This window comes from Xanthomonas phaseoli pv. dieffenbachiae (genome assembly GCF_008639345.1).
GTDB lineage: Bacteria > Pseudomonadota > Gammaproteobacteria > Xanthomonadales > Xanthomonadaceae > Xanthomonas > Xanthomonas phaseoli.
Map to the genome: position 1 here is coordinate 598,473 of NZ_CP041380.1, position 25,471 is coordinate 623,943.

Genomic DNA, 25,471 nt, shown 5'->3' on the forward strand with positions numbered 1-25,471 from the left:
GGCGCCGCAAATGCGGATGGGCAGGGAACTGGCCTGGCGTCTGGCCGCGTTCAGTGCCGGGCAGGCGCCAGCGCGGGGCTCGCCAGCGCATTGCCACGGCGCGACGGCCAGGCGAACGCAAGCGCCAGCCTCAAGTTGCCCGTCGCCTCGCCGTTACCTGGGTCGACCTATCTTGACCAGACGCCGCCTGCCGATCACCCCATGACCGACCTGTTGCCGCCCGTGCCGATTCCCGTCGACGACGCCTTGCGCGTGGACGCGGTGCGCCGGCTGCGCGTGCTGGACACCGAGTCCGAGGCCGAATTCGACGATATCGCCTGGCTGGCGACGCACGTCACCGGCGCCACGATGGCGCTGGTGTCGCTGCTGGACGCCGATCGCCAGTGGTTCAAGGCGCGTTGCGGCACCGATCTGGAAGGCACACCACGCAGCGCCTCGTTTTGCGCCCACGCGATCATGGGCACCGAGTTGATGGAAGTGCCCGATGCCGAAGCCGACCCGCGCTTCGTCAACAACCCGTTGGTGATTGCTGCCCCCGGCGTGCGCTCGTATGCCGGGGTACCGTTGATCGGGCGCGAAGGCTACGCCTACGGCACCTTGTGCACGCTCAGCACCCAGCCGCGCGTGCTCGACGACAGCCAGAAGCAGGCCCTGATCCGCCTGGCACGCCAGGCCGTCAACCAGTTGGAAGCACGCCGCGACCGGCTGGACGCGCAGGCGCAGCGGCAGACCTTGAGCATGTTGCTGGAAGCCATGCCCGACGGCGTGGTGGCCTGCGGCACCGACGGCTTGCTGCGCGAGTTCAATCACGCCGCCCGGCAATGGCATGGCACCGACCCGCGCGTGCTGCCACCGGCGCAATGGGCGCTGCACTTCGATCTGTACACCGCCGATGGCAACAGCCTGCTGCCCACCGAGGAAATCCCGCTGCTACGCGCCTGGCGTGGCGAACACGTACGCAATGCCGAACTGCTGATTCGCGCCACCAACCAGCCGCCGCGCAGCGTGCTCTGCAATGCGGATCCGGTCATCGGCGACAAGGGCACGGCATTGGGCGCGGTGTGCGTGATGCACGACATCACCCAGCTCAAGGACGCTTCGGCCGCACTGGCCGGCGAACGCGCGCGCCTGCAGGCACTGGTGGACGCCTCGCAGGACGTGGCCATCATGGCATTCGACCCGCAGGGCCGTCTGAAACTCTTCAATCCCGGCGCCGAGCGCCTGCTCGGTTACCGTGCCGACGAGGTGCTGGGCACCTGCCCGGCGCAGTTCCACCTGCCGGCCGAACTGGAGCGGCACATGGCGACGCTGGCGTTGTCGCCCCCCTCGTATCTGAAGCTGGCTGCCGCGGCGGCTGGCAATGTGCTGGCCGAAGAACTCTGGACGCTGGTACGCAAGGACGGCGATCTGCGTCGCGTGCGCCTGTGCTTCAACGTGATCCACGATGCGCAGCAGGGTCTGGCCGGGTATCTGGCAATGGCCATCGATGTCACTGCCGAATTGCAGGCGCAAGCGGCCGCGCAGCTGGCCGCCGAACGTTTCACCGGTGCATTCGAAACCGCGCCCCAAGGCATGGCCATCGTGTCGCTGGAAGGTGAGTGGCGTGACGTCAATCCGGCGCTGTGCGGCATCCTGGGCTATGCGCGCGAGCAATTGCTGCGCACCACCTTCCAGCAGATTACACATCCCGACGATCTGGAGATGGACCTGCAATTGGTCCAGGACCTGATCGACGGCAAACGCGACAGCTACAGCCTGGCCAAGCGTTACATCAGCCAGCAGGGCGCGGTGATCTGGGCGCAGCTGTCGGTGTCGCTGGTGCGCGATAGCAGCGGTGCGCCGGTGCATTTTGTTTCGCAGATCCAGGACGTGACCGAGCGCCATGTCGCCGCCGAACGCCTGGCCGAAAGCGAAGCGCGGCTGCGGGCCATCAGCGACGCCACGCCCACCCTGGTTGCCCAGTTCGATGCCGAGCAGCGCTACCTGTTCGCCAATGAAGCGCATCGCCACTGGCTGGGCGTGGAGCCTGCCAGCCTGGTCGGTCGCCACATTACCCAGGTACTGGGCGAAGACCTCAGCACTGCAGCGCGCGCTGCGCTGGCACAGGCGGTGGCCGGGCAGCGCGCAAGTTTCGAACATCTCCTGGGCGGCGGCAGCACGCCGCGCGACGTGGAAGTCACCCTGGTGCCCGAAACGCAGACTGCCACGCCCACGCAGGGCTTTTTCCTGATGGCGCACGATGTCACTGCGCACAAGACCCTGCACCGCCTGATGCACGAGCGCGCCACCCGCGATGCCTTGACCGGCCTGCCGAACCGGCACGCATGGTCCGAAGCGTTGCAGGTGGCGGTTGCGCAGGCGCAACAGCAGCAACGCGCGGTGGCGGTGATGTTCCTGGATCTGGACGGCTTCAAGCGCATCAACGATGTCTACGGTCACCGTGCCGGCGACGCGGTGCTGGTGGCGTTCGGCAGCTGCCTGCAACGCGCGGCGGGCGAGCGCTATCTGGTGGCGCGTCTGGCCGGCGATGAATTCGTCGTGTTGCTGGACGGGTTGGAAGATGCGCAGGCCGAATGTGCTGCGGTGGCAGAGCGTATCCGCACGCTTGCCGCGCAAGGCGCCACGTTCGGCGATGAGCATCTGCCGATCCAGCCCAGCATCGGTGTGGCCTGGCAACACGGCGCACAGGCCGAGGCGTCCAGCTTGATGCATGCCGCCGACGAGGCGATGTATGCAGCCAAGCGCGCGCGGCAGCCAGAGGGGCAAGCGCCTCGCTCTTAGGCGTGGTTGGGCTGAGGGTGCAGGACAGCGCATGCGCACTGGCGGAGGCTGCTTACTGCTGCTGTTAGGTGCAATCGCACATCGCACATCGCAAGCCGCAAGCCGCAAGCCGCACAGCACACAGCCAGTGCCTGATTGCGTGACAGCGGGCGTAGGATCAGCGTGGTAACCAAAGGTTGCGGGCAGTCGTCAGGCAGTTGGACGACGCAGAGCACACAGATTGCCCACGCCACTGGGCGATCGCGCGGCACAGTCTCGCCCGGAAAACGCCGTGTCCGCATTGCAAAAAGGCACCGATACGCGTCCCTGCCTGGAGAATGCGCGAGAGAGCGCGCCGAAACCGACCATGGCACGTCGTACGCCGCTGTTGGTGCTCAGGTACACGGTTCAGTCGCTTTACAGCAATACACCCACGCGTCGCGCAGGCTGGCGATGGCGGGTTCGGCCCGCGATTGCGGCGGACCCAGGCGCGGACGCATGGCAGATGGCGGTGGCGTGTCCCGATCCGGAAACTTCAATCTCCATCATCGCTGCAGATGCCACCGACATCGCCTGCCGCACAGGAGCGAGCGCTCGTGTGCATGGCAGGCGATATCGCTCACGCCCGCAGCCTGTGGTCGTGCGCAGCTTGCTGGCTGGCCACCGGCTTCGTCGCGGCAAGCACGTTCGCTGCGCTGCTTGCCTGAGGCTGGCCGGCATCGGATGTCAGTCGGAACACCGCCACCGCGCGTGCCAGGTCCGCGGCCTGGTCTTCCAGGCTGCGTGCGGCTGCCGTGGCTTCTTCCACCAGTGCTGCGTTCTGTTGGGTCATTTCATCCAGCTGCATCACGGTGGTGCTGACCTGCTCGATACCGGCGCTCTGTTCGGTGCTGGCGGCGGTGATCTCGGCCATGATGTCGGTCACGCGCTTCACCGAGCTGACCACCTCGGTCATGGTGCTGCCGGCCTGTTGCACCAGGCCCGAGCCCTGTTCCACCTTTTCCACCGAGTCGGAAATCAACTGTTTGATTTCCTTGGCTGCACCGGCCGAACGCTGCGCCAGTGCACGCACTTCCGTCGCCACCACCGCAAAGCCGCGGCCCTGTTCGCCGGCACGTGCAGCTTCCACCGCTGCGTTCAGTGCCAGGATGTTGGTCTGGAACGCGATGCCGTCGATCACTCCGATGATGTCGGAAATGCGCGCCGAGGCCTGGGTGATCGCCTGCATGGTGATGACCACGTCCTGTACCACGCGCCCGCCGCTTTCGGCGACGTCGCCGGTGCGCTTGACCAGCTGATTGGCCTGGCGCGCGTTGTCGGCATTCTGGCGCACGGTGGACGTCAGTTCTTCCATCGAGGCGGCGGTTTCTTCCAGTCCAGCGCCTGATGCAGGGCAGCGCGCTGGCCGGGCAGGCGACGCATGTCGCGGCGCAGATCGCCACGGCCGTAGTCGCTCATCACGTCCATCGCTTCGTTGATGGCGTCCAGGTGTTCGAACACCACCGTGTTGACGCCGTGCGCCAGCGTGCCGTAGTCGCCGGGAAAATCTTCCGGAATGCGGTGCGCGATGTTCTCGCCCTGCTGCAGCCGGATCATGGTCTGCATCTCGCCGTTGAAACGCTGCAGCTGGGTCTGCATCTGCTGCATGCTGTGCATCAGCTGGCCGGTTTCATCGCGCGATTCCACGCGGATGTCGTTGTCGAAGCGGCCCGAGGCGATGGCTTCGGCAGTGCGCGAGGCGGCGCGCAGCGGCGCAGCCATGGCCGAGGCGATCAGCCAGCACAGGCCGATCACCAGCGCCACCAGGGCGCCACCGATCAAGGTCAGGGTGCGCGTGAAACCCCAGGCCTGCACCTGAATATCTTCGGCATAGACGCCCATCACCAGCACCCAGTTCCAGGCCGGAAAGGTCTTGGCATAGCTGATCTTCGGCAGCTGTTCCTTCTTGCCCGGCTTGGGCGCATCGTAATAGCTGAAGCCGTCGCCGCTATCGATGGCGGTCTTGATGTCGCGATACACGTATTGACCGGCATCGCTCTTGTAGTCGGTCATGTCGGTGCCGACCGGGCGCTTGGGATGCATCAGGATGCGCATCTGCGGGTCGACGATGAAGAAGTAATCCACCCCGTCGTTGGTGCGCATGTCGGCCAGCGTGGTGCGTGCGGCTTCCTTGGCCTGCTCAAGGCTCAGCTCGCCGGCTTTGACCTTGTCGGCATAGTGCTGCATCACCGTCAGGCCCATCTCCACTTCGGTCTTGACGCTGAGCTTGCGCGCCTCCACCAGATCCAGATATTGCAGACGCGCGGCGGCCATCGCCAGCAGGATCACGCCCACTGTCAATAGCGTGCACAACAGGACGAACTTTCGGGTGAGCGGGAGATTGGCAACAGAACGACGCAGGAGGGAAACGACAGGCATGACAACGACATCCAGAACGCGCGCACGGCGCTACATCATGGATAGCGGCTGATTCACATGCAGGTTGAATGCTAACTGCGGCAGCGTCCGCTCAGGCGATGCAACAACGTGCCAATGCAATGTCGGAGCGCACCGGCCGCGACAAGACGTTATCGATAGCGTTTCTCTGGCCCGCGCGCTGCGACGCAGGCGTTCGCAACGGTCCGCCGATGCGGCGGCGGACACGCACTGCGTGCCCGCCGCCTTGCATCAACCTGCAGCGCAGAAGCCGAACTCGGCCGTTGCACCGGGCGCCAGCGTGCGGTTGAAGTCCACGCCGCTGGCCTGGAGGGTGGTGCCGCTCTGTGACCAGGTGACGTTCCAGGCGTTGTTGACGGTGCCGGTCACTGTCAGCGAGATCGACCAGTTGCCGCTGACGGTGCCGGTATTGGTGACCTGCACGCGGTTGCAGTAGCCACCGTTCCAGGTGCTGTCCCGGATCACCTTGGTACTGAAGCCCGCGCTTGGCGTCGGCGTCGGCGTTGGTGTGGGAGTGGGAGTGGGAGTGGGAGTGGGAGTGGGAGTGGGGGTCGGCGTGGGCGTCGGTGTGCTGTTGCTGGCCGTTCCCCACAACGTCCGCAACAAGGTCATCTTGTCTTCGCGCACGCTGATCCAGTCGTCGCGCAGGATGCCGCCGGTATCGCCGCTATTGGGGTTCCACGACCAATAGAAGCCTTCGTTGATGCCCTTGCTGCGCAGGTACTTCACCAGCGCGTCCTGCCAGACCTTGTCGCGCGCATCGCCTTCGCCGTACTTGCCGCCGAATTCGCCCAGCAGCAGCGCGTGATTACCGGCAAACTGGCCGAAATGGCGGTCCCAGATCGCGGGCATGTTGTTGGGGAAGTTGCTGTCGTTGAAGTACGACTGCACGAACACGTCCGGGCCGTACACATGCGGTGCCAGCAACAGGCGGTTGGCCGGAATGTTCAATGGGGTGCAGGCCAGCGGCTGCAGGCTGCCACCCCAGAAGATGCCGCCATTGGTCGAACACACCGGGTTGTCGGTGATGCCTTCCACCGCGATGATCCACTTCGGCGCCACCGCAAGCACAGCGGCAGAACCGCGCTCGGCGGCCTTGTTCCAGTCGGTGGCGGCGTTGCCGGTGCCCCAGGTGGCGGCGCCGTGCGGCTCGTTCTTCAGATCCACGCCGATCACGCTCGGCACGTTCTTGTAGCGGTTGGCGACAAAGCGCAGGTCGTCCAGCCATTGCGCTTCGGAATACGCGCTGGTGTACCACAGCTCGGAAATCGCCGCGCAATCGGGCGTGTGGTGATCCAGCAGCACATACATGCCGCGTGCGTTGAATTCGTTGATCACCTTGTCGAGGATCTGCAGCGAGGTCAGACCCTGCAGATCGGCGTTGCGGCTGTAATCGATGCTGCTGGGCATCTGGCCGCTACGCAGCGTGGCCGGGCAAAACGGCAAGCGCACCGCGTTGAAGCCCAGGCCCTGCATCTGGTTGATCATCTCCTTCCAGTTGCGTGCCCACAGGCCGTGCATGACATGGTTGCCGGTCTCGAAGCCGAACACGTTGACGCCCTTGAGCTGAACCACGTTGCCGTTGTCGTCGACGATCTTGTTGTTGCTGACCGAATAGCTGAAAGCCGGTGCGGCGGTGAGCGCTAACATCGTGGCCAATGCGAGCGTACTTGCAGCCCTGAAGATGGACATGGTGGTCTCCCTGGATGACCGAGCCCGACGGCCGGGCGCGGTGAGGGGGCATCTTGGTCTTCGGCTGCGTCGTGTGGCGTGACCGCTGCCACAGAAGAGCGCAGCGGCGGACCGATCACACGCAAGCTGCGGGCGAGGTCGCTTTCCCGCACACTATCGATGCTGCGTGCTGTCTGCAGGCTGTCCTCTTTGTCCCCCGGAGTGTCTCTCAATGTCTTTGTTGCGTGCCGAAATGGCGCAATGGCGCGCCTCCCCCGCGCGCGAACTCATGGCCGGTGCGGTCGCCACATTTGCGCTGATTCCCGAAGTGATTGCGTTCGCCTTCGTCGCCGGGGTGGATCCGCAGGTGGGCCTGTTCGCATCCTTCGTGATCGGCATCGTGATTGCGTTTTGCGGGGGGCGGCCGGCAATGATTTCTGCTGCGGCCGGCTCGGTGGCGCTGGTGGCTGCACCGCTGGTGGCCGCGCACGGGCTGCCATATCTGCTGGCCGCCGGCTTGCTCGCTGGCCTGGTGCAGATCCTGTTCGGGTTGTTGCGGCTGGGCGTGCTGATGCGGTTTGTCAGCAGTTCGGTGCGCACCGGTTTCGTCAACGCGCTGGCCGTGCTCATCTTCGCGGCGCAAATGCCGCATCTGCTCGGCGCCAACCTGACCACCTGGGTCATGCTGGGCGCAGGTCTTGCCATCATCTACGGCCTGCCGCGTCTGCGTCTGCCGGGGCTGTCGGCAATTCCATCGCCCCTGCTGTGCATCCTGCTGCTCAGCGTGGCCGGCACTGCGCTGCATCTGCCGCTCAAGACGGTGGCCGATCTGGGCAAGCTGCCCAACGCGCTACCGTTCCTGCAATGGCCGGCGGTGCCGTTGACGCTGGAGACGCTGCGCATCATCGCGCTGCCGGCGCTGGCCATTGCCATGGTGGGCCTGCTCGAGTCGATGATGACCGCGCGCGTGGTCGATGAACTCACCGATACGCCCAGCAACAAGAACCGCGAATGCACCGGGCTGGGCATCGCCAATGCAGCGGCCAGCCTGTTCGGCGGCATTGCCGGCTGCGGCATGATCGGGCAAACCGTGGGCAACGTGAAATACGGCGGCCGTGGCCGGCTGTCCACGTTGTTCGCCGGCGTGTTCCTGCTGGTGCTGATGGTGCTGCTCAAGCCGTGGGTGTCGCAGGTGCCGGTGGTGGCGTTGGTGGCGATCATGGTGATGGTGTCGGCGGAGACCTTCGACTGGCGCTCGCTGCGCACCGTGGTGACCCACCCGCGCACCTCCAGCGTGGTGATGCTGGCCACCGTGGCGGTCACGTTGTTTACGCACAACCTAGCGGCAGGTGTGGCGGTTGGCGTGCTGCTGAGCGGGGTGTTCTTCACCTTCAAGGTGGCCGGGCTGCTGCAGATCGCGCATGTCGATGGCGCGGACGGGGTGCGCACCTACAGCGTGCGCGGGCAGGTGTTCTTTGCCTCGGCCGATGTGTTCATCGACGCCTTCGACGCACGCGAGGTGCCCGGCCGCGCAGTGGTGATCGATGTCGGCCGCGCGCACTTCTGGGACATCACCGCGGTGGCGGCACTGGACAAGGTGGTGCAGCGTTTGCGCCATCATGGTCTGGAGGTGCAGGTGAAAGGCTTGAATGCCGGCAGCCGACGCCTGATGCAGCGGCATGCCCTGGGCGAAGACGCGCTGGAATCGTCGCTGCCCTAGGCGGCGGAATGCGCCTGGCACGCATGCGGGGCGTCATGCCGGGCTGTGCGTGCGCTGAGCGCGGTGGCGAACCAATTCAAGTTCCGGCGGGCGACGCCGATGATTCGGCATCCTCATTGCCGGTCGTCGCTGTGATGCCAGTGGGTTTCAACCCGAGATATGTGCCTGCGTGCCAAGCCCGGCACTGCGGGTTCGTGTCCGCCCGCCGGAGGGCGCAGCCATGACCAACACGCCGTTGCTGGAACGGATGGTGGACCTGACCGCCATCCGCGATGCGGACCTGCTCGATCTGAGCCTGTTGCGCACCGTGCGCGAGGTCTGCGCGGCCGAAGAACTTTCGCTGCTGCGCATCGCCCCGGACAGCAACAGCATCGCCGAAACGCGCCTGCGCGACGACGGCCGGCTGGCGCTGACGGTGGCCGAGATCCACGATGCGCGCACGCGCATCCAGCTGGCCCAGGTGCATGGGCCGGGCGATGTGGTGCAACTGCACGAAGACGGCCGCGCCTTGCTGGTCTACCCGATGATGGAGGCGCGCGGCATCCGGACCTGCCTGCGAGTGGGCGGGACGCGTATTCCCGGCGTGGCCGAGCAAGCGATGCTGCAGGGCTTTGCGCGCTTCTTCCAGAACTACCGCAGCCTGCTCGACGACGCCCAGCGCGACGCGCTGACCGGCCTGCGCAACCGCAAGACGTTCGACGAGCTGATCTTGCGGCTGTTTGCCGGGGGTGCCGACTCCGCCGCAGAGCAGGGCGTGTGGCTGGGCATCGTGGACATCGATCACTTCAAGCGCGTCAACGACACCTTCGGGCATCTGTATGGCGACGAGGTGTTGCTGCTGGTCGCGCAGCTGATGCAGCGTGCGTTTCGCCAGGACGACCTGCTGTTCCGCTTCGGCGGCGAAGAGTTCGTGATCGTGTTGCGCGGCGTGGACCGCGACACGGCCGTGCATCTTTTCGAGCGATTCCGCCTGGCCGTGGCCGAGCACCTGTTCCCGCAAGTGGGGCAGGTCACGCTCAGCACCGGCATCGTCGCACTGACCCACGGCCGGCTGATCAGCGAAATGCTGGACGAAGCCGACAAGGCGCTGTACTGGGCCAAGCAGAACGGCCGCAATCGCGCGGCGGTCTATGCCGAGCTGATTGCCGGCGGGCACTTGCAGCAGGTTGCGCAACCGGTGGGCAGCATCGATCTGTTCTAGGCGCCGGCGCGGCGCTGAAGCAGGCCAGAGCTGTTTGCCGTGGATGCAGACACGGCGCTTCTGCAGCACTTGTCGCACTCGCATCGCAGGCATCGGCGCAGCTGCGGCTATCGGCTTGCACGCGATGCTGGCTACACTCCAGGGCTATCCAAGATCTGGGGTGTGCAATGAAGCGAGTTGCCGTAGGACTTCTGGCGATGGCGGTCTCGACCGCGCTGATGGCGGCCACGCCAAGTTTCGATGGCGCGCGCATCTCGCGCGACGTCAAGGAACTGGCCTCCGACGCCTATGAAGGCCGCGGCCCGGCCACCGCCGGTGAAGAAAAGACCATTGCCTACCTGAGCAAGCAGTTCGCCGAAGCCGGTCTGCTGCCGGGCGGCGATCTGGCCAATGGCAAGCGCGCCTGGACCCAGGCGGTGCCGTTGCGGCGCGCCGATATCGTCGGCACGCCGACCATTGCCGTGCAGAACGCCGGCAAGCCGCAAGCGCTGACCCAAGGCAAGCAAATCGCCATCCGTGCCGCGCTGGATGGCTCATCCAAGGTGGAGATCGCCAACGCGCCGCTGGTGTTCGTCGGCTACGGCGTCAAGGCACCCGAGCGCAACTGGGACGATTTCAAGGGTGTGGACCTGAAGGGCAAGATCGCGGTGGTGCTGATCAACGACCCGGACTTTGAAACCGGCAAGGGCGACTTCGACGGCACCGGCATGACCTACTACGGCCGCTGGACCTACAAATACGAAGAAGGCGCACGCCAGGGCGCACTCGGCGTGCTGGTGGTGCACGAAACCGCGCCTGCCTCCTACGGCTGGGACACGGTGGCCAGCTCCAACACCAACACCATGTTCGACGTGGTGCGCGACAACCCGCGCAGCGCGCATCCCACGCTGGAAGGCTGGATCCAGCGCGATCTGGCCGCCGAGCTGTTCAAGCACGCAGGCCTGGATTTCGAGACCTTGAAGAAGCAGGCGCAGACGCGCGATTTCAAGCCGGTCGAGCTCAAGGACCAACGTTTGAGCGCCAGCTACCAGGTCAAATCCGACGTGATCACCTCGCACAACGTGGTGGCGCGGCTGGAAGGCAGTAAACACCCGAACGAGACGCTGATCTACAGCGCGCACTGGGATCATATTGGCGTGGGCAAGCCGGATGCACGCGGCGACACCATCTTCAATGGTGCATTGGACAATGCCAGCGGCACCGCCGCGCTGCTGGAGCTGGCGCGTGGTTTCGCCAAGGGACCAACGCCTGAGCGCTCGGTGGTGTTCCTGGCCGTCACCGCTGAAGAAAAGGGCCTGCTGGGCTCGGAGTTCTACGCCTCCAAGCCGCTGTACCCGCTGGATACCACGGTGGCGGTGATCAACATGGACGGCATGAATCCGTTCGTGCCCTCGCGCGACTTCGGCATCTACGGCACGGCGAAACTCGAACTGCTCGATCAACTCAAGAGCGTGGCCGCGCAATCCAAGCTGCGTTACACGCCCGATCCCAAGCCGCAGGCCGGGTATTTCTTCCGTTCCGATCACTTCTCCTTCGCCAAGCGCGGCGTACCGGCGCTGTCGTATGCAGCCGGCCAGGATTGGGAAGTGGGCGGCGTGGCGGCAGGAAAGGCGGCCGCCGACGACTACACCGCCAAGCGTTATCACCAGCAAGGCGACGAATGGAAGCCGGATTGGACCTTCGCCGGCGCCGCCCGCGATCTGGGCGTGCTGTATGCACTGGGCCAGCAGCTGGCCGACTCGCGCCAGTGGCCGAACTGGAGCCAGGATTCGGAGTTCCGCGCCACCCGCGATGCCAGCGCGGCGGCACGCAAGTAAGACCGGCGCACACCGCCATTGCGCCAGGACCAGGACGGCTGCCCTGTCGCAATGCGGCGTGTGCCATCGCGACATGCCGCTTTTGAAAAAGCCTCGCCTGCCACGTGGCGCGTGCTTCTGGTTGTCAGTCACACCAACCGGCGAACGTGCTGTGCGATGTCTTCGCCACTTACGGCATGCATGTCGCCATCGCGCCTCAGGATTGGATTTACCGCGTGTCCGCGCGCGGCGAGGGCACTGCGCACGCGACATGCAGGCTTGAAGATCGCCGAGCGCCCGCACACACGCTCGGCATCTTCAGGTGGCTAGTTGACGAAGAGTGAAGTTGTCACCAGGCGAGTCTGCGCGTTGCTGCGGGGCCCTTGCCTTTCCACCATCGCAGGACGCATTGATCGCAGGACACATTGCAATTACGTCCTAGTAAGCCCCTTGGCGGCGTCCATGCCGCCAAGGGTCCCGCGCCGGTGGGCGGGCAAGGGCCAGTCGTGTCGTCGGTGCGTACGCTAAGGGCAAGCGCTCCATGTCGGGTTTTCAACGTATCGCCCGCTCGCTCCAGCCCAAGTCCTGCAACGACGTTCATTGATGCCTCGATCAAGCGGTTGCATCAGCAAACAAAAGCCACGTGCGGTGCGCCGTTTTCCTGGCCATCGATCAACTGCCTGGAGCAGCGAGGACGCCGCACGCTCGACCAATCACGCCGTTGCCGCAGGCCTTGAGAACCTCCGACCACCGCAACGTCTGGAATTCCAGGGTGCCTTCAGCGATTCACAGCGACCAACCGATCGCTTGCCCAACCGGCTGACCGCATCGGCACGACGCAACGCCAATGCCCCGCCGCTGCAACCGATTGCACGCCATGGCACACCAATTGCAGCTCTCCTGCAGGATGGCCCGGCCAGCGGCCCGTGACAGCGTCTGCGCTAGGCTGCAATCTGTTGGGGTTGCGTTCGGTCGGTGCGGCGTAGTCTGCCGCGCGGTCCTCATGGGGGGAGGGCGAAGACCGTACGCGGCGTTCGTTCCTTTAACGGTCGATTCTTTAGGATGAGCTGCGAGGTGAGATTGCAGCCAGGAGAACTTGTGCATCGGAGTGGTTTCAGAGCGTCTTGGTCGTACACCGTCGGGCTCGCCCGCTCGGCCGCGTGCCAGGCAACATCGCACTGCATGGCGGGGATGGACCTCCCGTGTCAGCCCGCCCTGTCGTCCTCGCGCGACGGGCAGCCCTGATGGACGGCACCGTGACTCCTTCCCCGACAACGACTGCAATGCCCTCCATTTCCGCCCTCGATGCCGGCACGCCCACGCTGCCGCCGGAAGCACCGTTGGCGATGCCCGAACAGAACCTGCGCGAAGGTAGCCTGCAGGTGCGCCACCAGCGCACGTCGCCGCCCGGCATCGGCGTGCGCCGCTTCTATTTGATCGGCGGCACCTTCGCCACCACCGCCATCGCCGTGTGGGTGATGCTCAGCGTGCTGTGGCCCGACGGCATCAGCGTGCTGGAAGGCTGCCTGCTCGGCCTGTTCGTGTTGCTGTTCGCCTGGATCGCCATGTCCTTCGCCAGCGCCGTGGCTGGCTTCGTCACCGTGGTGGCGCGCGCCGGCCGCAAGCTCGGCATCGACCCGGAGCAGCCCCTGCCTACGCTGCGCTCGCGCACCGCGTTGCTGATGCCCACCTACAACGAAGACCCGCGCCGCCTGCTGGCCGGCCTGCAGGCCATCTACGAATCGGTGGCCGAGACCGGCCAGCTGGAGCATTTCGATTTCTTCGTGCTCAGCGACACCACCCGCGAGCACATCGGCCGCGCCGAAGAGCTGGTCTACAACGCGTTGTGCGATCGCGTCGGCGGGCACGGCCGCATTTTCTACCGCCGCCGTGCCGACAACGCCGCGCGCAAGGCCGGCAACGTGGCCGACTGGGTGCGTCGCTTCGGCGGCAGCTACCCGCAGATGCTGATCCTGGACGCCGACAGCGTGATGACCGGCGACACCATCGTGCGGCTGGTCGCCGGCATGGAAAACAACCCGGACGTGGGCCTGATCCAGACCCTGCCGGCAGTGGTCAACGGGCAGACCCTGTTCGCCCGCATGCAGCAGTTCGGCGGGCGCGTGTACGGGCCGATCATCGCCTTCGGCGTGGCCTGGTGGCACGGCGCAGAAAGCAACTACTGGGGCCACAACGCCATCATCCGCACCCAGGCCTTTGCCGATCACGCCGGCCTGCCCTCGCTGCGCGGGCGCAAACCGTTCGGCGGGCATGTGCTCAGCCACGACTTCGTGGAAGCGGCGCTGATGCGGCGCGGCGGTTGGGCCATGCACATGGTGCCGTACCTGCAGGGCAGCTACGAAGAAGGCCCGCCCACGCTGACCGACCTGCTGATCCGCGACCGCCGCTGGTGCCAGGGCAACCTGCAGCACGCCAAGGTGGTGAGCGCCAAGGGCCTGCACTGGATCAGCCGCATGCACATGCTGATCGGCATTGGGCATTACTTCACCGCACCGATGTGGGGCCTGTTGATGCTGATCGGCATCGGCATTCCGCTGGCCGGCGGCGGTATCGACCTGGCCGGCGACCTGCCGTTCTCGCCCGCCCGTTACTGGCACGGCAGCAGCCAGGGCAATGCGATCTGGATCTTCATCTGCACCATGTTCGTGCTGCTGGCGCCCAAGCTGCTCGGCTACATCGCGCTGCTGCTCAACCCACGCGAATTGCGCGCCTGCGGCGGTGCTTTCCGCGCGGCAGTAAGCATCCTGCTGGAGACCGTGCTGGCCGCCCTGATGGCGCCGGTGGTGATGTACCTGCAGTCGCGCGGTGTGTTCGAGGTGCTGGCGGGCAAGGATTCGGGCTGGGATGCGCAGGTGCGCGACGACGGCAAGCTGTCGTGGCCGGCGCTGTTTCGCAGCTATGGCGGCCTGACCGTGTTCGGCCTGTTCATGGGTGCGGTGGCCTACGCGGTCTCGCCGGCGCTGGCCGCCTGGATGGGGCCGGTGATCGTCGGCATGGCGTTGTCGATCCCGGTGGTGGCGCTGACCTCGCTGCGTCGCACCGGCATGGCGCTACGCCGCGCCGGCATCTTCTGCATTCCCGAAGAGCTCGACCCGCCCAAGGTGCTGGTGCGTGCCTCCGAATTGCGGCGCGCCGCCGCGCTGGAACCGTCGCTGATCTGAGGGTGCATCGGCGCTGGCCTGGTGGCCGGCGCTGTGGCGGCATCGCATGCGGCAGGCCGGTGGCGATCGGCGGGCCTCGAGCCTCTGGCGCCAGCTGATCTGGCCCATCCCTCGCGCAAGGCATAATGCCCAGCCCGCAAGCGGAGCTGGATGATGCTGGAAGTGATCGAACGCGAGACCGGACCGAACCCGCAATGGAGCGTGCTGTGGCTGCATGGCCTGGGCGCCGATGGCAGCGATTTCGCCCCGATGGTGCCCGAGCTGGTACGCCCGCAGTGGCCTGCGCTGCGCTTCGTATTCCCGCATGCGCCGATCCGCCCGATCACCATCAATAACGGCATGCGCATGCGCGGCTGGTACGACATCGTCGGCATGGATTTCGCCCAGCGCGCCGACAAGGCCGGCATCGCCGAATCGGTAGCCCAGGTCGAAGCCTTGATCGCCCATGAGCAGGGTCGCGGCATCGCGCCGGAGCGCATCCTGCTGGCCGGCTTCTCGCAAGGTGGCGCGGTGACCCTGGCCGTTGGCCTGCAGCGCAGCGTGCCGCTGGCCGGGCTGATCGCCATGTCCACCTATCTACCGGATCCGGCCGCGGCCGCCAGCCAGTTGCAGCCGGCTGCCCTGCGCCAACCGCTGTTCATGGCCCATGGCACGGCCGACCCGGTGGTGCCGTTCGCGGCCGGCCAGGCCAGCATGCAGACCTTGCGCACGCTGGGCTTCGCACTGGATTGGCACACCTACCCGATGGGCCACCAGGTCTGCCTGGAAGAGATCGAGGCCTTGCGCGACTGGCTGCAGGCACGCTTCACCGCTGCCTGAGCCCATGGCCCAGCGCGCACCGCAGATCGCCTGGATGCCGGACCTGTGCCGGCTGCCGCGTTTGGGCGCGATGCTGGGCCTGGCCGAGCTGGTGGTGCTGGTGGTGACCTTGGTCCCCGATGCCGGCGCCGCGCGCAGCATCACGTTGTCGCGGTTCCTCTCCGCCAGCGGCCTGGCGCTGTGGCTGGCGTTGGCGGTCACCGTGCTGCTGTGCGTGTTGCGCCCCACCTTGTCGCGATTGCCGCCACGGCTGGGCGGTCTGAGCGCCTTGCTGATCGCTGCCGTGGTGGCGATGCTCGGTGCTGGCATCGTGCATGGCCTGTATGCGGCGCTCGGGCAGGTACCGCTGGGCACGCGGGTCGGCTTCTGGCGGTTCACGCTCGGCAGTGCGGCCACGGTGGTGCTGATCACTGCGCTGGCGCTGCGCTACTTCTATGTCAGCGACCGCTGGGAAGCGCAGGTGCAGGCCAATGCGCGCGCCGAGGCCGATGCCCTGCAGGCGCGCATCCGCCCGCATTTCCTGTTCAACAGCATGAACCTCATCGCCAGCCTGCTGCGGCGCGATCCGGTGGTGGCCGAGCAGGCAGTGCTGGACCTGTCGGATCTGTTCCGCGCCGCCCTGGGCGCCGGCGAGGGCGTGTCCACCTTGCGTGCCGAATGCGAACTGGCCGAACGCTATCTGGCGATCGAATCGCTGCGCCTGGGCGAGCGCCTGCAAGTGCGCTGGCACCGCCAGGAACCGTTGCCGTGGGAATTGCCGATGCCGCGGCTGGTGCTGCAGCCGCTGGTCGAAAATGCGGTACTGCATGGCGTTTCGCGCATGCCCGAAGGCGGTACGCTGTACCTGTCGCTGCGTCAGCGCGGCAACCAGCTGCAGATCCGCATCGTCAACCCCGCGCCGCAGCCCGGCACCCAATTGCCGCTGCTGGCAGGCGCCGGGCATGCCCAGGCCAGCATCTCGCACCGGTTGGCGTTCCAGTTCGGCGCCGGGGCACGGATGGCGGCCAGCTGGGCTGAAGGCTACTATGCCTGCGAGATCACATTGCCGCTGCCGTGAGGGGAAAGTCACTGCAGCGAGGGGGAGTCCATGACGGCCACGCAAGTGCGGGTGCTGATCGCCGATGACGAGCCACTGGCGCGCGAGCGCCTGCGCATGCTGCTGGGCGAGCATCCGCAGGTCGAGGTGATCGGCGAGGCCGAAAACGGCCAGCAAGTGCTGCAGCAGTGCGAACACCTGCGCCCGGATCTGGTGCTGCTGGATATCGCCATGCCCGGCGTCGACGGCCTGGAAACTGCGCGGCTGCTGCGGCAACGCCAGCCGCCCCCGGCGGTGGTGTTCTGCACCGCCTACGACCAGCATGCCTTGTCGGCCTTCGACGCGGCCGCGCTGGATTACCTGATGAAACCGGTGCGACCGGAACGCCTGGCATCTGCACTGGAAAAAGTCGCCACCTTCCTGGCCGGCCGCGTGCCCGGCACCGCGCCCAGGCCGCTGCGCACCCATCTGTGCGCGCGCCTGCGCGGAAGCCTGCGGCTGATCGCCATCGGCGACATTCGCTACCTGCAGGCCGAAGAGAAGTACGTCATCGTCCATCACACGCGCGGCGAGGACTTGATCGAAGAGTCGCTGAAATCGCTCGAAGACGAATTCGCCGACCGCCTGGTGCGCATCCATCGCAATTGCCTGGTGGCCCGCGATGAACTGGTGGAACTGCGCCGCAGCGGCGATGGCCAGGTCCATGCGGTGCTGCGCAACGTGCCGCAGACCCTGGAAGTGAGTCGTCGCTGCGTGGCCAACCTGCGCGATCAATTACGTCAACTGTGAGTTCGGTGCCGGCTCCGCGATAATGCCGGCATGACCACGCTCCGTATCGCCACCCGCAAAAGCCCGCTTGCCCTCTGGCAGAGCGAACACGTCGCCGCCGCGCTGCGTCAGCACCATCCCGGCCTGGAGGTGGTGCTGGTGCCGATGAGCACCCGCGGCGACGAAGTGCTGGACCGTTCGCTCGCGGCGATCGGCGGCAAGGGCCTGTTCCTGAAGGAGCTGGAGTTGGCGATGTTGCGCGGCGAAGCCGATTGCGCCGTGCATTCGCTCAAGGACGTGCCGATGGAACTGGATGCCCCGTTCGTGCTGCCGGCCATCCTGGAGCGTGGCGACCCGGCCGATGCGCTGGTGTCCAATCTCTATGCCAGCCTGCAGGCGCTGCCGCTGGGCGCGCGCGTGGGCACCTCCTCGTTGCGTCGCCAGGCGCAGTTGCGTGCCGCGCGCCCGGACCTGGAATTGATCGACCTGCGCGGCAACGTCAACACGCGGCTGGCCAAGCTCGACAACGGCGGCTACGACGCCATCGTGCTGGCCTGCGCCGGCCTGCAGCGGCTGGGGTTGGAAGCGCGCATCAGCGCGCGGCTGGACGCGCCGGAATGGTTGCCGGCGCCTGCGCAAGGCGCGGTGGCGGTGGAATGCCGTGGCGATGACGCACGCATCCACCGCCTGCTGTCGGTGCTGGATGCCGGCCGCACGCGTGCCTGCGTGGAAGCCGAGCGGGCCATGAATCGCGCCCTGCACGGCAGCTGCCATGTGCCGGTGGCCGCCTTCGCGCGCTGGGAAGGGCAGGGTTTGTTCCTGCAGGGCATGGTCGGCAGCGCCAGCGACGGCCGCCTGATCCACGCCGAGGCGCACGGCAGCGCCGAAGCGACCGAAGACCTCGGCCGCCGCGTTGCGCAAGGCCTGTTCGACAAGGGCGCCGCGCAGCTGCTGGCCGAGCTGTAATCCGGGTCTGGAAACAGGCACCTGCCTCGTAGGAGCGGACCTGGCCGCAAGAGGCGTTATCGGGAAAGCCCTTCGCGGCCAGGTCCGCTCCTACAAGCTGCGGTTGCGGATTCGAGCCTCTGACCGATCGACCGCCGGCCCGGGTAGATCTATCCGGCGGGCGCCGCTCCTACAGGGCGCGGTTGGGTTGTCGAACGTATGGCCCGATTGACCGCCACGTCGCGGGCCTGCCTTGCAAAGATTACGCTGTTCGTAGGAGCGGACCTGGCCGCGAGCGGCTTTATCGGGAAAGCCCCTCGCGGCCGGCGCCGCCCGTGCAAGTGCGCGGTACGTCGTCAGTCACCGGCGCAGTGCGTTGGTGCGGCAACGCCGCTGGCACGGCTTACTTGAACGTGTAGACCAGATTGACCGTGGTCAGCGTGTCGGTCTTCTTGTCGCCGTCGCTGACGTCGCTGTTGTGACGCATCTGCCACGCCGCCTTCAACGCAAAGTGCGAGTTCATGCTGACCTGCACGCCGAAATCGTTTTGCGCATAGGTGTTGTACTCGCCCGATTCCACCAACAGCGTGTTGATCAGATCGGTATTGTCGGTGACGGTATACTTCAGGTCGAACAGGCCGCGGCCGATCAGGCCGGTTTCGTTACGGTCTTCGTCGCTGTTGTGCGCGCGGCGCACACCCGGGCCCACCTGCGCATCCAGATAGAAGCGGTCGGCGTCGATCAGGCGCGTGCCATAGCCGATACCGAAGGTGGCCAGGCGGTCGTAGGTGGCGAAGTCGTCGTGTTCGTAGCGGCCGGTGGCAGTGAGCTGACGGTGTTCGCCCAGCTGCAGGGCGCTGCCGACGCTGCCGGTGTAACGCTCGGCGGTGGTCTGGCGCTCGCGCGTGGTGCTGCCGTCGTCGTTGGTGTTGGTGTACTCCGAGCTCGAGCGCAACGCGGTGGCATCCAGGCTATGGATCCAGTCGCCGTCGGTGTAGCGCAGGCGTACGCGGCCGTTGAGGCTGTCGGTGGTGCTGTTGCCATGCGCCGCTGCGTAGCCGAGCTCGCCGCTGCTGCCGCTCCACGGCGACGGCAGCACCACGGCGGCCGGGTCTGTCGGCGCCGGTGCGACTGCCTGGGCCCAGACGGAGGGCGTGATCAACATCAGCGGCAACAGGGCAGACAACGGGACACGGCGGGACATGGGCAGCTCGCTTTGCAAGGCGGGAGAGGGGGTGGAAGCGATTTCATGATAACGGACTGTGCGGTGACGTAATCGCCAAGTGAATATCCGCTTCATTGCCGGTTGGGACGCCGCAAGCGGCCTGGGCCGGTTCCGCTCCTGCGATGGCGCCACCGCGACGCCGATCCGAGGACGGTCGGCGATGTGGCCCAAGCGATTGGAGTGATCGGTGACCTGCGAGGTCGCGTTGTAGCGAAATAAAGGGTGGCTCTGCGCTGTGCCTGGCGTAAGCCGCAGCCACCTGCCTGGGCGCGCGTGCGCATGGCAGACGGCCTGGCGATGTCATCGGGGCTTGCGGCCCGCTGCGGGGCAGGAGCCCGAGCGACCCGACTGCGCCGCGTGCAGGTGCTGCCGGCAGTGCCTTCCAACCAAGGGCCTGGTGAACACTCGCGCCGCGCCGGCACGCTGTGAAGTTGCGACCGACCCAACAGACGCTGGGTCGCACATCCCCAGACGCTTGCCGCTGTCGGTCTACCGTCGCAGCGCGATGCTCACCCCACCGCGCAAAGACTCGGACATAATCGGCCCATGGACCGCTACGAACGCATCAACTCCCTGCATCGCTTGCTCAAATCGGCACGCTACCCTGTCACGGTGGCGCGGCTGCAGGATGAGCTGAGCTGTTCCCGTGCCACTGTCTATCGCGATCTGGCGTTTCTGCGCGACGCGCTGATGGCACCGGTGGAAGGCGACGGCGAATCGGGCTTTCGCTATCTTTCCGGCGAAAGCGACCGCTTCGAATTGCCCGGCCTGTGGCTGAGTTCGGAAGAACTGCACGCGCTGCTGGCCTCGCAACAGCTGCTCGCGCGCACTGGCGGCGGAGTGTTGTCTTCGATGCTGGCACCGCTGCAGCAGCGCATCGAAGGACTGCTGGCTGCGCAGGCCGGCGTCTCGCAATGGCCGGTGGATCGGGTGCGGGTCATTCCACACCGCGGCCGCAAGCTGGACGAAGCCAGCTTCCGCACCGTGGCCTCCGGCGTGCTGGAGCGCAAGCAGCTGAGCTTCGACTACCGTGCGCGTTCCACCGACGAATCGACCAAGCGGACGGTGTCGCCGCAACGCATTACCCATTACCGCGACAACTGGTATCTGGACGCGTGGGATCACGGGCGCGACGGCGTACGCAGCTTTGCGGTGGACCGCATCAACCACGCGCGTCTGCTCGATGCGGCGCCGCGCGATGTGCCCGACAGCGAACTGGACGAGCAGCTTGCCGCCAGCTACGGCATTTTTTCCGGGGCGCCCAAGGGGTGGGCGACCATCGTGTTCAGTTCCAAGGCCGCGCGCTGGGTCGCCGACGAACATTGGCATTCCAAGCAGCAGGGCCGCTTTCTGCCCGATGGCCGCTACGAGCTCAAGTTGCCCTACAGCAACTCGCGCGAACTGCTGATGGACGTGCTGCACTACGGCTCGGACGCAGAGATTGTCGAGCCCATGTCGCTGCGCGAGCAGGCCAAGGCGTTGTTGTCGCTGGCGCTGAGCAATTACGACTGAGCCTGGCAGACAGATGACGCAGTGAGCAGGGCCGCGGTCGCGGCAGGCACGTGCACGCGTCTGGAAGACGCATCGGGCCTGGTCGGCGCAGATGCGGTCGGCCAGGCCCAAGGCCTGAATCAAGCCAAGTTGCGAAGCGGGTTCGTCCTTATCACGCGTCAGGCCCCATCCTGCACCGCGAGCATCTGCTGCGGCTCCAAGCCCAAGGAGTGGGAGTCAACCAGATCCTCACCCTGATGCCACTGCTTCTCTAGCCAGGCCTGTCCCCACCGATCCACCTCGTAAACCTCGAATGTGTCGCCGACCATCGAGAAAAGTCGATCTCGTTCCAGCTGCGGCAGGTGGCAGACAGTGGAATGGTGGAGATGCAGGACTTGGACACGCGTGCCGACTCGAACGACTAGGCCTCTGCTGCCAGCGGTCGCCTGTTCCGGCATGGGGCCCCTGGCACCTGCGTTAGCCGCGAAGCGGCGTCGGCCTGGACGCATTGTCAGGCCGCGCGACAGACACGATCACAGGCGCTAGAGCTGCCATAGGCCGTGATCGTTTCCACCGAGCAGGTAGATGGCACATCGACCCCGGCCGGGAAGTTCCATCGGTGGGACTGCGACCGTGCCGCCTGCCTCCACGATGGCCGAAACCGCCGACTCGATGTCTTCGACGCGCCAGTATGGGCGAACAACAGGCCGTTCCGACTCGCGCAAAGGTGCGCGAACACCGACGATGCCGCCGCCCGCCAGGTTTGCGGTGCGGGCGTTGCCCAGTTCGGGCACCGGCTCGCCGAATTGCGCGCCCTGCACCGCATAGGCGGCGCAGACCGCCTCCAGGTCGTGTGTCACGATCTCCAAGTACTGGACCTTCATGCCATACCTCCCGGGGGATGACGTTCGATCGCGCTAACGCTTGTTCGGCACTTCGAAGCCCAGGCGGTCCACCTGCTCGCGCAGCTGCGGCACCCGCTTGAGTTTGTCGGTATAGATGGAATAGTCGTCGCGCATCTTGTTGACCAGCATGCGGTACTGGTCGCGGCTCATGTCCGGCTTGCGCGAGAAGATCCAGGCCAGGTCGCGGCCGGGGTAGGAGATCAGCATCCATGAGCCGTCGGGGGCGATTTCCAGAATGCGCTGCTTGGCCGGGATGACCTTGTAGAACCACACCCGCCAGTCGCGGTTGCCGCTGTCGGCATCCACCGAGGCGCGCGCATTGACTTCCTTTTCCGGCTCGCCGAACCCGTCGCGGTACAGATAGCGCACCGCCACCTTGCCGTCTTCGACCAGGGTGTATTCGTCGCGGCTGGTGACGTGGCCACGCTCGACCGCGTTGGGCATGCGCGCAATCACGTACCAGGTGCCCATGATCTTGGACAAATCGATTGCCGGCTCCGTGGCGGGCGTGTCCTTGGCATGCGCCACGGGCAGGCCGAGGACGAGCAGAAAAGCGAGGGCGATCGTAACGGTCAGGCGCATCGCAACATCACAAAGAGGCAATCGGAGCAGCACACTACCGCATGCAGGGGGCAAGTTCGCGTCAACGGTCGGGCCTGGCATCGGCGGCCGGGGAATCTGCGGCAGACGCCGGGCGGCCGGGGCCGGCTTGCGGGTCTGGATCAGGCGCTGGCGCCGCGGCCGGCTGGCTCCGCCACGTTGCCTCGGCCCTGTGCCGCGTGCGGGTTGCCGGGCGCCGACGTCGCAGGGGGCAGCAGCACGCGTGGAGGCCCGTGACGCGCTTGGGCAGGCGCCCGAACCGCGCCCCGCAGATGCCCGCGTCAAGGTCGCAGCCTGTGAGATGGGCTGCGGCAATCCTGCGCGCCTGTTGTGATCCTTCCTGCCACGGAGTGCCGCCATGTCGCATCGCCCTGCTTCCCGTTCCGAACGTCCCGACCCGCGTGTGCTGCGCCCGGTGCGGCAGCTCGCCCTGGCCGGGCTGGTGCTGGTCTGGCCGGCCGCGCGCGGCAGCAGCGAGTGGATCGGCTGGTTGCCGCTGTGGCTGGTCGGCATGCCGATGCTGGCATGGTGGAGCCTGCACCGGTTTGCCCTGCCGTCTTTGGCAGCGCGTGGCGCGCGCCGTGTTGCGCCCCGGCGGCGTGGCCCGCAGGCCCAGCGCCGGCGCAGTGCTTCGCGTACGGCGACACAGGCGCGCGCAGCCTGACCTTCGGCAGGGTTGGCCGGTGGGGCGCTGTGCTACGTTCCGGGCATTCGTGTTTCCGGAAACATTCATGTCCAAGTTCGCCTCGATCTGCCTGGTTGCCGGCCTGATCACCGCTGGCGCTGTCTCTGCAGAGGAACCCCCCGTGTCCAACGATCCCTACGCCTGGCTGGAAGATGTCACCGGCGCCAAGCCGCTGGACTGGGTCAAGACCCAGAATGCCAAGACCGAGGCGCGCCTGGCCAGCACGCCGGCGTTCAAGCAGATGGAAACCAGCATCCGCGAGGTGCTGGATTCGGACGCCAAGATTCCCGGCGTGCAGAAGATCGGCGCGTTCTACTACAACTTCTGGAAGGACAAGCAGCACGAGCGCGGCCTGTGGCGGCGCACCACGCTGGACGAGTACCGCAAGGCTTCGCCCAAGTGGGAAACGGTGCTGGACCTGGATGCGCTCAACAAGGCCGAAGGCGAAAACTGGGTGTGGCACGGTGCCGACTGCCTGCGCCCGGACTACCAGCGCTGCCTGATCGCATTGTCGCGCGGCGGTGCCGATGCCGATGTCACGCGCGAGTTCGATCTGGTCAGCAAGCAATGGGTCAAGGACGGCTTTTTCCGCCCCGAGTCCAAGGGCGGGCTGGGCTGGATCGACCGGGACACCGTCTACGTGTTCACCGATTTCGGCGCCGGCAGCATGACCAGCTCCGGCTACCCGCGTATTGCCAAGCAATGGAAGCGCGGCACGCCACTGACTGCCGCGAGCGTGGTGTACGAAGGCAAGCCGACCGATATGTACATCGCGGCCATGCATGACGACACCCCCGGCTTCGAGCGCGATTTCGTCAGCCGCACGCTGGCCTTCTACAACGACGAGCTGTATCTCAAGGGCGCCGACGGCACGCTGGTCAAGGTGGACGTGCCCAATTCGGCCAGCAAGTCGGTCAAGCGCCAGTGGCTGACGCTGGAGCTGCGCGAACCGTGGACGGTAGGCGGCAAGACCTACAAGCCCGGCACCTTGCTGGCCACGCGTTTTGACGATTTCATGGCCGGCAAGCGCAACTTCGATGTGTTGTTCGAGCCCACCGACACCACCTCGCTGGCCGGCATGGCGTGGACCAAGTCGCATCTGGTGTTGAACGTGCTCGACGACGTCAAGAACCGTCTGAGCGTGATCACGCCTTCGCGCGATGGCTGGAAAAAGAGCGCATTCGTCGGTGCGCCGAGCTTCGGCACGGTGGATGTCGGTGCGGTGGACAGCGACGACAGTGACGCGCTGTGGCTCACCGTCACCGATTACCTGACCCCCACCACCTTGTCGTGGGTGGAGGTGGGCGCTGCGCCGCAGCCGCTCAAGACCATGCCGGCGTTCTTCGATGCCGGCAAGGACACCATCGAGCAGCACTTCGCCACCAGCAAGGACGGCACCCGCGTGCCGTATTTCCTGGTACGCCCGAAGGCCTTGAAGCTCGATGGCAGCGCGCCGACCCTGCTGTACGGCTACGGCGGTTTCGAGATTTCGATGACGCCCAATTACTCCGGTGGCCTGGGACGCGCGTGGCTTGAGAAGGGCGGCGTCTACGTGGTGGCCAATATCCGCGGCGGTGGCGAATACGGCCCGCGCTGGCACCAGGCCGCGCTCAAGCAGAACCGCCACAAGGCGTATGAAGACATGGCCGCGGTGGCCAAGGATCTGGTGGCGCGCAAGATCACCTCGACCAAGCATCTGGGCGTGCAGGGCGGCAGCAATGGCGGCCTGATGACCGGCAACATGCTCACCCAGTATCCGGAACTGTTCGGCGCGGTGGTCGTGCAGGTGCCGCTGCTGGACATGAAGCGCTACAGCCACCTGCTGGCCGGCGCCTCGTGGATGGCCGAGTACGGCGACCCGGACACCGACGACTGGACCTTCATCCAGACCTTCTCGCCGTACCACCTGTTCGACCCGAAGAAGACCTACCCACCGGTGATCTTCCTGACCTCCACGCGCGACGACCGCGTGCATCCCGGCCACGCGCGCAAGATGGCCGCCAAGATGATCGAGGCCGGCAAGGACGTGACCTACTACGAGAACATCGAAGGCGGCCATGGTGGTGCGGCCAATAACGCGCAGGCCGCGCATATGGCCGCGCTGGCCTACAGCTTCCTGTGGGAGCGCTTGGCCGACTGAGTCATCAGTAACGGGTGCACTGCGTTGATCGATACCGGCCCGCTGGCATTGCACAGCGGGCCGGAGCGTTTGCGATGAGTGGCATTGGCAG

General features: G+C 66.2%; 17 protein-coding genes and 1 pseudogene. 12 read left to right on the top strand and 6 right to left on the bottom strand.

From position 1 onward, the window contains the following. Positions 1-90: 90 nt before the first annotated feature. Positions 91-2,781, top strand: coding sequence for a PAS domain S-box protein (locus FLG15_RS02775; protein WP_335338815.1), 2,691 nt, complete (start codon positions 91-93; stop codon positions 2,779-2,781). A 598-nt stretch (positions 2,782-3,379) separates the two neighbouring features. On the opposite strand, the pseudogene FLG15_RS02780 reads toward FLG15_RS02775, so the two are convergent. Then, positions 3,380-5,160 (bottom strand): annotated as a pseudogene (locus tag FLG15_RS02780) (methyl-accepting chemotaxis protein). 267 nt (positions 5,161-5,427) lie between these two features. Then, positions 5,428-6,888 (bottom strand): cellulase family glycosylhydrolase, encoded by a 1,461-nt coding sequence (locus tag FLG15_RS02785; RefSeq protein ID WP_150145499.1) that lies wholly within the window; start codon positions 6,886-6,888, stop codon positions 5,428-5,430. A 211-nt stretch (positions 6,889-7,099) separates the two neighbouring features. Between FLG15_RS02785 and FLG15_RS02790 the strand changes: the two genes are divergently transcribed. The 8 genes from FLG15_RS02790 to hemC all read left to right on the top strand — a co-directional run bounded on the left by FLG15_RS02790 (position 7,100) and on the right by hemC (position 18,355). Continuing rightward, positions 7,100-8,587 carry a SulP family inorganic anion transporter gene (locus tag FLG15_RS02790; protein WP_057661422.1) on the top strand — a complete coding sequence of 496 codons (1,488 nt, stop codon included), beginning with the start codon at positions 7,100-7,102 and terminating at the stop codon, positions 8,585-8,587. Between the two features lie 220 nt (positions 8,588-8,807). After that, positions 8,808-9,788 (top strand): GGDEF domain-containing protein, encoded by a 981-nt coding sequence (locus tag FLG15_RS02795; protein ID WP_057678785.1) that lies wholly within the window; start codon positions 8,808-8,810, stop codon positions 9,786-9,788. Between the two features lie 167 nt (positions 9,789-9,955). After that, a complete protein-coding gene (locus tag FLG15_RS02800) occupies positions 9,956-11,605 on the top strand; it encodes a M28 family metallopeptidase (RefSeq protein ID WP_057678786.1) in 1,650 nt (549 codons plus the stop codon). 1,262 nt (positions 11,606-12,867) lie between these two features. After that, the gene (mdoH, locus tag FLG15_RS02810; RefSeq protein ID WP_237377079.1) at positions 12,868-14,766 is read left to right on the top strand and encodes a glucans biosynthesis glucosyltransferase MdoH; all 1,899 of its coding nucleotides are present in this window, start codon (positions 12,868-12,870) and stop codon (positions 14,764-14,766) included. A gap of 150 nt (positions 14,767-14,916) precedes the next feature. Beyond that, a complete protein-coding gene (locus FLG15_RS02815; RefSeq protein ID WP_017159119.1) occupies positions 14,917-15,585 on the top strand; it encodes an alpha/beta hydrolase in 669 nt (222 codons plus the stop codon). A gap of 4 nt (positions 15,586-15,589) precedes the next feature. Then, entirely contained in the window at positions 15,590-16,642 is a 1,053-nt protein-coding gene (locus tag FLG15_RS02820) for a sensor histidine kinase (protein WP_057678789.1), read from the top strand. Between the two features lie 30 nt (positions 16,643-16,672). After that, complete coding sequence (locus tag FLG15_RS02825; RefSeq protein ID WP_017155438.1) at positions 16,673-17,410, top strand: LytR/AlgR family response regulator transcription factor; 738 nt, start codon at positions 16,673-16,675, stop codon at positions 17,408-17,410. Between the two features lie 30 nt (positions 17,411-17,440). Further along, positions 17,441-18,355 (top strand): hydroxymethylbilane synthase, encoded by a 915-nt coding sequence (hemC, locus tag FLG15_RS02830; protein WP_017155437.1) that lies wholly within the window; start codon positions 17,441-17,443, stop codon positions 18,353-18,355. A 382-nt stretch (positions 18,356-18,737) separates the two neighbouring features. Here hemC and FLG15_RS02835 read toward each other — a convergent pair whose 3' ends face one another. After that, complete coding sequence (locus tag FLG15_RS02835) at positions 18,738-19,538, bottom strand: DUF481 domain-containing protein (protein ID WP_057678790.1); 801 nt, start codon at positions 19,536-19,538, stop codon at positions 18,738-18,740. Positions 19,539-20,105: 567 nt separating this feature from the next. On the opposite strand from FLG15_RS02835, the gene FLG15_RS02845 reads away from it, so the two are divergent. After that, entirely contained in the window at positions 20,106-21,071 is a 966-nt protein-coding gene (locus tag FLG15_RS02845; RefSeq protein WP_005916857.1) for a helix-turn-helix transcriptional regulator, read from the top strand. Positions 21,072-21,229: 158 nt separating this feature from the next. Here FLG15_RS02845 and FLG15_RS02850 read toward each other — a convergent pair whose 3' ends face one another. From FLG15_RS02850 to FLG15_RS02860, 3 genes are all read right to left on the bottom strand, one after another. After that, positions 21,230-21,508, bottom strand: coding sequence for a hypothetical protein (locus tag FLG15_RS02850; RefSeq protein ID WP_057661438.1), 279 nt, complete (start codon positions 21,506-21,508; stop codon positions 21,230-21,232). 84 nt (positions 21,509-21,592) lie between these two features. Next, entirely contained in the window at positions 21,593-21,934 is a 342-nt protein-coding gene (locus FLG15_RS02855) for a VOC family protein (protein WP_057661440.1), read from the bottom strand. Between the two features lie 33 nt (positions 21,935-21,967). Further along, the gene (locus FLG15_RS02860) at positions 21,968-22,537 is read right to left on the bottom strand and encodes a lipocalin family protein (protein ID WP_017155433.1); all 570 of its coding nucleotides are present in this window, start codon (positions 22,535-22,537) and stop codon (positions 21,968-21,970) included. Positions 22,538-22,913: 376 nt separating this feature from the next. On the opposite strand from FLG15_RS02860, the gene FLG15_RS02865 reads away from it, so the two are divergent. Together FLG15_RS02865 and FLG15_RS02870 are read left to right on the top strand one after the other, a co-directional pair. Then, entirely contained in the window at positions 22,914-23,219 is a 306-nt protein-coding gene (locus tag FLG15_RS02865; protein WP_150145501.1) for a hypothetical protein, read from the top strand. Positions 23,220-23,286: 67 nt separating this feature from the next. After that, positions 23,287-25,380, top strand: a complete 2,094-nt coding sequence (locus FLG15_RS02870) for a prolyl oligopeptidase family serine peptidase (protein ID WP_150145503.1) — start codon at positions 23,287-23,289, stop codon at positions 25,378-25,380. Positions 25,381-25,471 lie beyond the last annotated feature (91 nt).